General features: G+C 39.7%; 12 protein-coding genes, 2 tRNA genes and 1 rRNA gene. 11 read left to right on the top strand and 4 right to left on the bottom strand.

Annotated elements, in window-relative coordinates; all coding sequences use genetic code 11:
- Positions 1 to 15 precede the first annotated feature (15 nt).
- From rrf to B9G53_RS10535, 3 genes are all read left to right on the top strand, one after another.
- Positions 16 to 132, top strand: a 5S ribosomal RNA gene (gene rrf / locus B9G53_RS10545).
- 168 nt (positions 133 to 300) lie between these two features.
- Positions 301 to 1,062: a HEAT repeat domain-containing protein gene (locus B9G53_RS10540; RefSeq protein WP_254923624.1), complete on the top strand. Its 762-nt coding sequence runs from the start codon at positions 301 to 303 to the stop codon at positions 1,060 to 1,062.
- Positions 1,063 to 1,174: 112 nt separating this feature from the next.
- Positions 1,175 to 1,245, top strand: a tRNA-Gly gene (locus B9G53_RS10535).
- Positions 1,246 to 1,279: 34 nt separating this feature from the next.
- Here the strand turns inward: B9G53_RS10535 and B9G53_RS10530 are convergent.
- A complete protein-coding gene (locus B9G53_RS10530) occupies positions 1,280 to 1,996 on the bottom strand; it encodes a ThiF family adenylyltransferase (protein WP_094531923.1) in 717 nt (238 codons plus the stop codon).
- Positions 1,997 to 2,093: 97 nt separating this feature from the next.
- On the opposite strand from B9G53_RS10530, the gene B9G53_RS10525 reads away from it, so the two are divergent.
- Positions 2,094 to 2,477, top strand: coding sequence for a pentapeptide repeat-containing protein (locus tag B9G53_RS10525; RefSeq protein ID WP_094531921.1), 384 nt, complete (start codon positions 2,094 to 2,096; stop codon positions 2,475 to 2,477).
- A gap of 89 nt (positions 2,478 to 2,566) precedes the next feature.
- On the opposite strand, the gene B9G53_RS10520 is transcribed toward B9G53_RS10525, so the two are convergent.
- The gene (locus tag B9G53_RS10520; protein WP_094531919.1) at positions 2,567 to 3,142 is read right to left on the bottom strand and encodes a PleD family two-component system response regulator; all 576 of its coding nucleotides are present in this window, start codon (positions 3,140 to 3,142) and stop codon (positions 2,567 to 2,569) included.
- Between the two features lie 560 nt (positions 3,143 to 3,702).
- Here B9G53_RS10520 and ftsE point away from each other — a divergent pair.
- The 5 genes from ftsE (at position 3,703) to B9G53_RS10495 (ending at position 6,960) form a co-directional block, all read left to right on the top strand.
- Positions 3,703 to 4,449, top strand: a complete 747-nt coding sequence (gene ftsE, locus B9G53_RS10515; protein WP_094531917.1) for a cell division ATP-binding protein FtsE — start codon at positions 3,703 to 3,705, stop codon at positions 4,447 to 4,449.
- A gap of 78 nt (positions 4,450 to 4,527) precedes the next feature.
- Positions 4,528 to 5,445 (top strand): ABC transporter permease, encoded by a 918-nt coding sequence (locus tag B9G53_RS10510; RefSeq protein ID WP_094531915.1) that lies wholly within the window; start codon positions 4,528 to 4,530, stop codon positions 5,443 to 5,445.
- Positions 5,446 to 5,541: 96 nt separating this feature from the next.
- Positions 5,542 to 5,615 (top strand) — tRNA-Arg (locus B9G53_RS10505).
- 136 nt (positions 5,616 to 5,751) lie between these two features.
- Positions 5,752 to 6,171, top strand: coding sequence for a hypothetical protein (locus tag B9G53_RS10500; protein WP_094531913.1), 420 nt, complete (start codon positions 5,752 to 5,754; stop codon positions 6,169 to 6,171).
- Between the two features lie 264 nt (positions 6,172 to 6,435).
- A complete protein-coding gene (locus tag B9G53_RS10495) occupies positions 6,436 to 6,960 on the top strand; it encodes a sterol desaturase (RefSeq protein ID WP_094531929.1) in 525 nt (174 codons plus the stop codon).
- An 81-nt stretch (positions 6,961 to 7,041) separates the two neighbouring features.
- Here the strand turns inward: B9G53_RS10495 and B9G53_RS10490 are convergent, their stop codons facing one another.
- Both B9G53_RS10490 and B9G53_RS10485 read right to left on the bottom strand, forming a co-directional pair.
- The gene (locus tag B9G53_RS10490; RefSeq protein ID WP_094531911.1) at positions 7,042 to 7,719 is read right to left on the bottom strand and encodes a response regulator transcription factor; all 678 of its coding nucleotides are present in this window, start codon (positions 7,717 to 7,719) and stop codon (positions 7,042 to 7,044) included.
- Between the two features lie 26 nt (positions 7,720 to 7,745).
- Complete coding sequence (locus B9G53_RS10485) at positions 7,746 to 8,684, bottom strand: sensor histidine kinase (protein ID WP_141211760.1); 939 nt, start codon at positions 8,682 to 8,684, stop codon at positions 7,746 to 7,748.
- 446 nt (positions 8,685 to 9,130) lie between these two features.
- Between B9G53_RS10485 and B9G53_RS10475 the strand changes: the two genes are divergently transcribed.
- Both B9G53_RS10475 and B9G53_RS10470 read left to right on the top strand, forming a co-directional pair.
- A complete protein-coding gene (locus B9G53_RS10475) occupies positions 9,131 to 10,156 on the top strand; it encodes a hypothetical protein (protein ID WP_141211759.1) in 1,026 nt (341 codons plus the stop codon).
- A 135-nt stretch (positions 10,157 to 10,291) separates the two neighbouring features.
- Entirely contained in the window at positions 10,292 to 10,594 is a 303-nt protein-coding gene (locus tag B9G53_RS10470; protein ID WP_094531903.1) for a hypothetical protein, read from the top strand.
- The last annotated feature ends 63 nt before the right edge of the window (positions 10,595 to 10,657 follow it).

Genomic DNA, 10,657 nt, shown 5'->3' with positions numbered 1-10,657 from the left:
GACCCGATAAGTTTGCTTGGTGTCTATGGTGCGGTGGAACCACTCTGACCCATCCCGAACTCAGTTGTGAAACGCTGTCACGGTGAAGATACTTTAGGGGTAGCCCTACGGGAAAATAGCTCGATGCCAAGCTTAATTTTAAAGAAAGAGACAGGTAAATTTATTACCTGTCTCTTTCTTTGTTTAGTCTCGCTTTATTGCTTTCTAAGCTCAAACTTTTATACAGGGTTTACTACAGTACAAAGCACTGTAAGATAACAACTACACCTTGGAGCATTCAACTTTGCTCTATTTTTTGCTATGACGATCGCCATGACACTTAATGACGACCTAACTATTTTAGATATTGAATCAAATCCATTAAGTCCATTGGATTTGCCACCTGAAGAAGAAATACCTCTTCCAGATCCTGATGAGATGTTAGTACTGCTCAACTCAGTGACTGTTCTAGAGAGGATGCAAGCTGCAAGAGCTTTTTGTGAATTAGAAGATCAAAGGGCTATACCACGTCTTATCGAATTGCTACAAGATGAATGTCCTCTAGTAAGAGTCAGTGCTGCTTATGCTCTCGGACGGAATAAGAGCGATGAAGCAATTAAGCCTTTAATTGATCAACTCAAACAAGATTGGAATGGATACGTTCGTAAAGGCATTGTTTGGGCTTTGGGAACTTGTCGCGCTACGCTAGGGTTGATGTCGCTTATTTCTGCTCTGAAGTATGATATTACGGCAGTACGTCTATGGGCAGCTAGTGCGCTTGGACAATTAGGTGATCTACAAGCGATTGAGCCTTTAACGGAAGCATTAACTAAAGATCCCATGTCTGCTGTGCGTGGTAATTGTGCGTGGTCACTGGGCAAGCTAATTGTGCAAATGCGTCGCGATTTTGATACTCAAAACGAAATTTATCATGATGCCGTTGATGCACTGATTTATGCACTGGATGATGATGACCTCAGTGTACAGACTGATGCTAGGAATGCATTGCGGAAGCTGGGTGAACCGCGTGGCTTAAAAGTGCTAGATCGGATTGAAATGGATCAAGGTTATTGCGAATTTTAAACTATAAATTGGGTAGGGAATAGCAGGTTTCTTGCTAAATTTGTAGGAAAAAGCTTTGACAATAGTGCGATCGCTGCTATAGTTAATAACTGCATATATTAAATATGTTCTCGCGAATGTAGTTTAGTGGTAAAACCTCTGCCTTCCAAGCAGATGTTGCGGGTTCGATTCCCGCCATTCGCTTAAAATCAAAAAGCTTCACACAGTTAAGTTTTTCTTAATTGATCAGATCGCGAATTACGATACTGGCTAGATTTAAGCCAAATAGAGCAGGTAAATAAGAAATTGTGCCGTAATACGATCTCTTAAAATTGCTGCCATCGGTTAATTGTAATGACTCCCGATTTACTAACTCTTCAGAATAAACAGCGATAATGTTGGCATTAGCAAAACCCTTGCGTCGTAAACCTTTGCGAATCTTGTAAGCAAATCTACAGCAATCAGTTTCAAAAATTGGTGCAATTCTTACCTTTTGGGGATCGACTCGACCACCAGCACCCATGCTGCTGGCAACTTTTACGCCATTAGTGGCGGCGGCACCGAGAAAATAAAGTTTGGGTTGCAGACTATCAATGCAATCTAGCACCCAGTCAAATTTAGTTGTTACTAGCTCCATCATTAAGTCTGGAGTCAGAAATTCTTTAATAACCGTTAATCGCATGTCTGGATTGATGTCATGCATTCTTGCTGCCATCACATCAGCTTTATGAATATCGATAGTGCTATTGAGCGCTACGATCTGACGGTTTTTATTGGAAGGATCAACGCGATCACCATCGACAATAGTCATCTGTCCAATTCCAGCACGGCACAAAAATTCTGCGGCAAAACTACCAACACCGCCCATGCCAACGACTAATACATTGGCACGTTTGAGTTTATTTAATCCGTCTGCACCAATTAGTAATTCTGTACGTTGTAACCAATCTGTCATGACAAAAATAAATGTGTAACTTTATCTAATAGAGTCGATACTTGGCGCTGCATCTACTCTTAATATGAGAAATAGAATACCTTTTGAGTCTTTAACTATGACTTTTCCTTCTCATGCTGCACTAACCAAGGCTGAATTACTTGATCGTTATGCTAAAGGCGATCGCAACTTTGAGCAATCACATTTACAGGACACAGATATGCAAGGCGTATCGTTGCATGGTATTGACCTCAGTGAATCAATCTTGACTCACATTAACTTTAGTGGTTCGGATTTGCGCGGGGCAGATCTTGGATGGGCAGATCTTAGTCGTGCTAATCTCGAAAAAGTAGATTTTCGGGGTGCAATTTTGACCAGAGCTGATTTAAGCTACGCTAACTTAAGAGGTGCAAACCTTCTGAAAGCTGATCTTAGCTTAGCTAAATTAGATCATACAAAATTGAGTGGAACTATCATGCCTGATGGTTCGGTTAATCAATAAAATCTGCACTCTACGTGATCAAAAAACTAACAACATCAGGGGATGTCAAAGTATCCCTCTGTTGTTGTCAATTGTTAACAAGGCATTTTTTACTTGAGTTTTTTCTTGATAAAGTCAACGAGTTGCTGGAATTGCTTCTGCTGAGATGCTATCTGTTGTTCTAACAGCTTTTGTTTAGTTTCTAGTTCTTCAATACGTTTAATCAGAGTATCGTCAGTGCGTTCTTGAGAAACTACATCAGTAGATGCGTTGCGACTTTCTATTACAGAGATAGGAGGACGCTTTTGTACTAAGACCATTGCTCGTTTGATCGCTGTGATCAACTCTTTCTGCTCAAAAGGTTTTTCAATAAATACTAGATATTTATCTTCAAATGGCTCTGCAATCTTACTGGTTACCTCTTCCTTGCGTCCAGACATCAAAACTAGTGGAATACGGCTAAGCTCGGCACTTTGCTGCAAAGTTTCATAAACCTCAAATCCACTCATCCGAGGCAGTAAAAAATCTAGCATGATCATCCAAGGCTTTTCTTGCTGGATCATCTCCAGCCCTTTGATGCCGTCGGCGGCCTCTAGCACCTCAAAGTTTGCTGGCGGGAGCATATCACGCACCATATTACGGATTACGCGACTATCATCAATTACTAGTATTTTGTGAGCTGCCACTGCTGATAACCCCTCAGTTATTTTGGTGAATAGAGATTTAGCTTGATTAGCTAGTTTTTGGAAGATTACATCACTGTCACTGACAGAATAGGTGAAATTCTAAACGACAATGATAGCAAGCATATTTTAGTTTAATTAGACATTGTAATTAGCGATCTATTTGGGCTTGTATTAACTAGAAGCTTAGCAAGTAAATAAAAGCTTACTAGTTTTTTGTCAGATTTAGCTCTTAAACCCGCAATAATTTAGCATACAGCTACCCAAAAATTAGAGAATATCTCCCCTAATTTGATGGCAATTTTTATTATAAAAATTAGATTTGATGAAAGTCCGCCATCGGTGGGCTTTCATCAAATCTTTAATAAAACCCAGATTTTTTGTAGTGCGGCGAAGCCGCACTACAAAAAATCTGGGTTTTATTTTGATGTGTGTTCTTTAATTTGGGTTTGCCAACAATAGCTGATGTTGATCCCTTGACTTGGTCTGTATAATCTCAAGTACAAAGATCGGGCATGGTTTAACTATGCATAGATTTTTTAGAATATTTAAGCGATCGCCCCATGCTAAAACTGCCAACTAAACCAAACTCAACCCTAATTAATCCCAGCCCCAATAAGACATCTGATGATAATGTGCCAAATGGGCAGAAGTCAGTAATTGTTAAATTAGAAAATGTTCGCAAGACTTACACAAATGGTGCTGTTGGCTTACGCGACGTTAGTCTTGAACTTTATAAAGGTGACTTTAAATTTATTACAGGACATTCGGGATCGGGAAAATCAACCTTACTGAAATTGTTGTATGGTGCTGAACAGGCTACAGATGGCGATGTAATTGTGAATGGGTTTAACCTAAATAATTTAAAAGGTAATAATCTTGCTATGTTACGTCGCAAGATTGGCATAGTTTTTCAAGATTACAAACTTGTACCGCGTCGCACTGTCTCTGAAAATGTTGCTTTTGTCCTGATGGCTCAGGGATATACCTACAAGGAAATCCAACGACGTGTGCAACCTGCGCTCAAAATGGTGGGGCTGATACATAAGGCTGATTGTTTTCCTGAAGAGTTGTCTGGTGGGGAACAGCAACGGACAAGCATTGCAAGGGCGATCGTGAATACACCGCCGTTAGTTCTAGCGGATGAACCAACGGGCAACCTTGATCCTGATAATGCTTGGCAAGTAATTAAAATCTTGAAAAAGCTAAACTCTTTTGGGGTGACTGTGCTTTTGACTACTCACGATGAGCAGTTGGTCAGAGCCGCTAATCATCCTGTTTTACATTTGCAAAATGGTTATATAGTTTAGCTTTTGGATTTTGTCTTTTAGCTAGTAATTGATTATTGCCTTTTTACTTTTGCCTTTTTACCTTTTACCTCTTCAGTTATGGTACAAAACGTCCTTCGCTTCTTTACTAAAATCGACTATCTGCTACGCGAGACTTTTTTAGGATTGCGGCGTGGCGGCTGGATGAATTGGGCTGCTATTAGTACAGTGGCTGTGTTGTTGTTTTTGTTTGGCGCAAGCTTACAAATCTCTTGGCAACTGGAAAATGTATTAGGGCAGTTAGGCAGTCAGTTAGAAATCTCGGTCTATTTGGATGAAAATGTGGTTGGTGAGTCGATGCAACCACGATTGCTGCTAGTGGATGGTGTTGCTGCTGCAAAGCTAATTCCTAAAGAAGATGCATGGGAAAATTTGATGAAGGATCTGGGTAAAAATGATCTTAATCAGGCAACACAACAACTTGGTGGCAATCCTTTAGTGGATGAGTTTAAGGTGCGGGCTGTGTCTAGCGATCGCGTGCCTGATATTGCCAAGCGGATCTCTGGCTTAAAAGGGATCAATGAGGTTTGGTATACCAATGAAGTGGTGGAGCGCATCGGTCAACTACGTCGCGCTTTGAGTAATAGCAGTGTGGCGATCGTGGCAATTTTTACGGTGATTGCGATCGCGGTTATTACGACGACGATTCGACTAATTGTGTTGGCACGACGAAGAGAAATTGAGGTGATGCAATTGGTGGGGGCAACGGCTGCATGGATTTATTTTCCATTCGTACTGCAAGGCGTATTTTTTGGAGTTACAGGCGCTGGGACGGCTTATTTAATGTTGATGCTAAGTCTGAATCTTTTAGGTGATGCGATCATTAATCAACCAGAATTAATTAAATCTCTAACTTTGGGTTTAACTACGGATTTGCGATCGCAACTGATTTTACCTGCAATATTAGTAGTCTTTGGCTCGGTGATTGGTGTATTAGGTAGTCTGCTAGCTGTACGTAGATTTTCTTTCAATTCATGAAGTAAGTAAGCCCTTCGGGCTTACTTACTTCATGAATTGCTGAGGCAATGCTTCTAGCTGACTCTACTATGCAATATGATATGATTCATCAAGTATGGGTATGTAGCTCAGTTGGATAGAGCATCAGATTCCGGTTCTGAGGGTCGGGGGTTCGAGTCCCTCCATACTCGTTGATAATCAAAGTAAATTTTGCTATGCTCCGCAGCTCAAAATTTAAATGACAGCGTTCCACGCTAATGATAAAAATAAATCTTGCTGTGCTTTGCACGGCAAGATTTATTAGTAAACAAACTAAATTTTTAATCTATGGAACGTGGATTATTGTGGTTGCCGTTGCTGGTAGTGTTCTTTTGGCTGGCGTGGTCAGGATGGAATGAGTACCAAAAAATTGAGTCCTATAAACGGTGGGCTGAGCAATTTGAGCGTCATAAATATGACATCTACGCTGTATTGGGACAGAAAGGTGATCGCCTCACATGGGGACGACCAACACGCAAAGATCCCCTAGATATTCAAACAGTTACTTTTCAAGACATTGCCCGTATTAGATTTCGGATTGATAGTACGTTCTTTGATGCAAAAGATGCTGAGTTTCCGTTGAATGCTAAGAAAATTTCTCTGGAATTAGTGCTGAAAACGGGTGAAATGCCTAGCATTAGATTTACTGATATTGATATTGCAGCAGCTTGGTATCGCTTTTTAAGCGATCGCTTAGATGCTCTATAGCAACCCAAAAGATGAATGGCAGCGCGAAGCGCCGCCATTCATTATATGTCCTAAGCAAAACTTACATTGATCTAGCTCAACCTTAAGTTTTGTTAAGTCGATTTAAAGATTAATTTAACGATTTATGGTCGATCCAAGTATATTTACTTAACTCAAATCGATTCTTAACCTTGGTATAAACGTAACTTTAACTTCATCTCTTAGGCTTGAATCAAGTTGTGAGGGTTTACTTTGGAAGTTATTTTAGAAGTTACTTTAGAATTGATGAAAGCGATCGCAGCTACATTGCTGTTACTTCTGCTAGGTGATTTCTTTTCAACATTTTTTTACCATGTTCCCGAACATGTTTTTGGTAAGTTTCACTCCATCGTGCATCATGGTAAAAATCGCAGCTTTCTTCACTATGCAGTTTTAACCAGAAATCCTCTTGTGTTGCTAGATGGCATGTTAGGAGCAGTTCCTTACTTTATATTTACACCTTGGCTGTGGCATTTATCAGCGATCGGTACGATTATTGGTCTGTTGTTAGGCGAGTTTCATGTGGTGTGGAGACATGTCTCAATCCTTGAATGGAAAACTCCAGAACCTTGGAAATCTTGGTGTGATTTGTTATGTATTACCACGCCCGAAAGACATTGGTTGCACCATCAAAATGCTTTTGTTGCTTTTGGTGACATTTTCTCGTTCTACGAATATCCAGCCGAAAAATGGTTGCTTTTTTTACGTTTTGTCCGCCGCAAATTTAAGCAGTTAAATCAAATAGATGACAGTAAAACTATTAGTGCTTAATTGAGTAATCATGTAAAAAACTCGCATAGCGAGTTTTTTACATTTCAATGTTATAAATGCTGAAAAATGTTGTATCTACATTTATGGCAGTATCAATTTCCTCCTCATCGCTTGCATACAGAGAGCGACTCTGGTACTGGTAATATTATCGTCAAAATAATCGATATCCAGTTTCATTTTTAGCCGTAATATACAGTTCTGTATAGTTTTGAGAGATAGATGCATTTCCTGTGCGATCGCTTTATCGGTGAGTGAGTCTTTACAGAGCAAAGATAAAACTTGAAGTTCGCGATCGCTTAATTCAATACCTTTGCGGAGTTCCTTAGGAATTTCTAGTTTGCCTTCTAATGCATGTCTAGCTCCCTCTAAAAAAGCTTTGCGCCGCTCTATTTTGCTAACAACTACAAATCCGCCTTGGTGACGACCCATGAGATTAGTTAGAGGTTTGAGGTAGTCATATTCACTTGTATAGATCAGAATATTCAGGAATGGATAGTCTTGAAAGACTTGCTGCAAAAATCTCAGACTAGATACAGCATATTGTTCTCCTGTTAATGTCCCAAACAGAAGATCGACGGTAACTAAAGCGGGTATTTCTAGTTTAAGCCTTTCTAGTGCATCTGCGTGGCTATTACAGATGATGCAGAGAGCTGATGGTTCTAGCTTTTGCAAGAAAAGACAGTTATTCTGAGCTACTTCAGGATGATCTTCTAAGATCAGAAATATGAGCGGCTTAGAGTCGGCTGTACTGAGTTGCATTAGTTAGACTATTAGGTATACCCGAATTATTCACTATTATGCAACAAATGCCAAGTTAGTTGGACGCGAATTCCTCCTTCAGCTAAAGCAATTCTTTCAAATGCACCTTTATGGAGGTCAGAGGCGATCGCTTGCATCAACTTCATGCCATAGCCACCCCGTTGGCGTTGTTGAGTCGTAATTTCAAGTATGGATTTATCTAATATCTCACCGTCGTTTTCGATGCTCAGCGTACATAGCTGAGCTTGCTGTACTAATCTCACCTTAACCTGCGTAGCGGTTCCTTGAGGTGGTTGAGCATGGTGGATAACATTGGCGATCGCCTCGGTAAAAAAGCGATAAATATCTTCACGGGCTTCGAGCCACATGCTATTTAAATGAGGTTCGGTTAGCGGTTGCAGACACTGAATAATATGAAGAGTTAGTTCGCCTGAATCGACTAGCTGTTGCAGTTTTTTGGCGATGCCGATATCTAGCCCTTCGCGGAGATCGGGTGTGATTTCTAAGGCGATCGCACGGGTTTGATAGAGTTGTTGACGGAGGTGATTACCTAGATCTTCTAAGCGATCGAGAATGGGGTTTAGATCTACATCAGAAGAATTCATCTGCAAAAGTTCGAGGCTATCCATCACCAGTTTGAGTTCTTGGAGTGGTCCATCATGGATATTAGCGGCAATGCGATGGAGCAGTTTGTGAGTTTGGGAGATTACCGCAGTTTGTTCGATAGTATGCAGCCGATCGATTTCGCATCTTTGCTCATCAATCAAGTTTTGTTGCCAGCCTAGCCTTAAGGAAAAGAGAACTAATAGTCCTATAGCAACTAACGTCAACAAAGGAATGACAAGTGGAACATTTAGTTGCATCCAAAACATGACTGCGCCCAGAATCCCCAAGCTGCTCAGCAGAATGAGGTGAAAAAGCCACAGGGTTCTGGCACTGTGTTGCCATGCTTTGCGGTGGCTCATATCTCTTGCATCGGATAAAAACAATCAAAGATTATGCGATCAGAATGAACACAAATCTTAATACTTAAAAGTTCTAACATCCGTCACATTCTATCTAAATACCTTTGGTTTCTCAATGCGGATAATAGTTATTTTATTTGCGGGTTAACGCAATTTTATTTACATAAACCATCATGTCATTGCAGAGTTCATTCAAGTTAATCTTGTAACAAGTTAGCGATCGGGACCTTACATTGTTTCTTCTCAAGGAGTTGTAATCATTATTAGGAAACGCAACTTAATTCTGATTGTCACTATTGACTCTAGGAGTCTGATGAAATTTGAGAATGATCTTGATATTTAGAATCGTTAAGGATTCTTGTCGATATTAAGGAGTTGATTCAGGTTTAATTAGCTTTTAACAATAAGGATATAGATTGCTTTTTTAAGCATCTTGGAGGTGGAGCGTGAAACTATCAAAATATTCTTGTCGTCTACTAGTAACTGTCTTTTTGTCGAGTAGCCTAATCATTAGTGGCTGTTCAAAAGATGAGGCAAAATCTCTCAAAAACACTGCAAAGTTGTTTAGTGAAGAATCAATTGCTGCTATCGATGCAATAGAAACCATGATTCTTAAAGAGGTGCAAGAACCTATCCAGACAGAGGAAGAAGCCAAAGCCTCATTTCTTAGAATAGTTTTGCGCAAAGAGCTTTCTGACCAAAAGCTGACCGACAATTTTGAACGTCTTTTGAATCCTCCTCAACCAAGCAAAATAGCTATAAACAACATGAGAGCTTATATGGCATCTCTAAGATCGCAATATGGAACTCTGGCTTCTATTTATGACGATCTAGAAAGAGGACATCTCTTGGCAAAAGATGCGGTGCAGAAATCTAAGATTCCCTTAGAAAAGTTAACTGTACAAATGGCTTATATTGCCGCTTGTGTCGATCAGAATCCCGCTAATCTTCTTAAAGATAAATCGAAGGTGATTACAGAAATTAAACGGCTTAGGAGGTTGTATTTTAAAACAAAGGATCCTGTTGAAAAAAAAGATTTTGAAGGTAAAATCCTTGAACAATTCTTGCAATGGCAAAGGATTGAGAAAAATCAACAGGAATTAACTCAAATTGTCCTCGAGCATTCTACCAAAGCAGCAATGCTTGGGAGAGAGTTGAGAGAAAGAATAGATCGCTATGATGACATTTCACTTGAGAGTATGAATTCCCTTCTAACCAACGTATTAGATATTGTGTCTACACTGAATGGAAATGATTATAGCGGTTTAAAGAAACAAGCAAATCAATTATGGGTAACAATTAACAACGATGAGGATTTTAAGGGCAGTACCACATTCATTTTAAGTCAGTTTAACTTGAATTCCAAATCGGGGGATTCTAGTGAAACTGGGTTTTCAATAAATGGATGTTCCTCATTATTGCAAGAGCCAGTCCCAGACATAAGACTTACTCCTGTACCTCTCAAGAAATAGGTGTGCGGTAACCCCAGAAATATTTTGGCTAGACTGATTTCCCGTTCAATAACTGCCTAATTCTAAACTGGGAATGGAGTATCAGATGGGTTTGTGTGAACGTCAACAAACTAAATAAAAAAGAGAGACAAAAAAATGACACTTAGTATAGACTACGATGCACTAACTAACGAAGAAGCTATTAGAGCATTACTTTGGGCTGATAGTGAATATAGATTAGCTTTTCCTGAAGTTCAAGTTGAAATGTGGGAACCATTACAAGAAGCTTGGGATCGATATTTAGGAGCTCGTGTAAAATGGCTAAAGTCTGGAATGATTTGTACCGAGAAAGATGTAATTCTCATGAAGCAAATTCGTCGGGAAATTTGCCAAGCTGCTGATACTCAGACACTCATTCAAGGATTAATCAAGTTTGCTAGAATTTTATTAAAATTCTAGTTGAATTGGAATTACAATGTGGAATTTTACTCCACATTGTAATTCCAGAAATACGTTCCAAAA

Origin of the sequence: Pseudanabaena sp. SR411 (assembly GCF_002251945.1) — a bacterium.
Taxonomy (GTDB): Bacteria; Cyanobacteriota; Cyanobacteriia; order Pseudanabaenales; family Pseudanabaenaceae; genus Pseudanabaena.
The sequence above is the reverse complement of the archived record's forward strand: the minus strand, read 5'-3'. Positions and strand labels throughout refer to the sequence as shown.

Excerpts from the sequence above, each read along its gene's own strand:
- B9G53_RS10540 (WP_254923624.1), top strand. The coding sequence starts at position 301 with ATGACGATCGCCATGACACTTAATGACGACCTAACTATTTTAGATATT.
- B9G53_RS10530 (WP_094531923.1), bottom strand. The coding sequence starts at position 1,996 with ATGACAGATTGGTTACAACGTACAGAATTACTAATTGGTGCAGACGGA.
- B9G53_RS10525 (WP_094531921.1), top strand. The coding sequence starts at position 2,094 with ATGACTTTTCCTTCTCATGCTGCACTAACCAAGGCTGAATTACTTGAT.
- ftsE (WP_094531917.1), top strand. The coding sequence starts at position 3,703 with ATGCTAAAACTGCCAACTAAACCAAACTCAACCCTAATTAATCCCAGC.
- B9G53_RS10510 (WP_094531915.1), top strand. The coding sequence starts at position 4,528 with ATGGTACAAAACGTCCTTCGCTTCTTTACTAAAATCGACTATCTGCTA.
- B9G53_RS10500 (WP_094531913.1), top strand. The coding sequence starts at position 5,752 with ATGGAACGTGGATTATTGTGGTTGCCGTTGCTGGTAGTGTTCTTTTGG.
- B9G53_RS10495 (WP_094531929.1), top strand. The coding sequence starts at position 6,436 with ATGAAAGCGATCGCAGCTACATTGCTGTTACTTCTGCTAGGTGATTTC.
- B9G53_RS10490 (WP_094531911.1), bottom strand. The coding sequence starts at position 7,719 with ATGCAACTCAGTACAGCCGACTCTAAGCCGCTCATATTTCTGATCTTA.
- B9G53_RS10485 (WP_141211760.1), bottom strand. The coding sequence starts at position 8,684 with ATGAGCCACCGCAAAGCATGGCAACACAGTGCCAGAACCCTGTGGCTT.
- B9G53_RS10470 (WP_094531903.1), top strand. The coding sequence starts at position 10,292 with ATGACACTTAGTATAGACTACGATGCACTAACTAACGAAGAAGCTATT.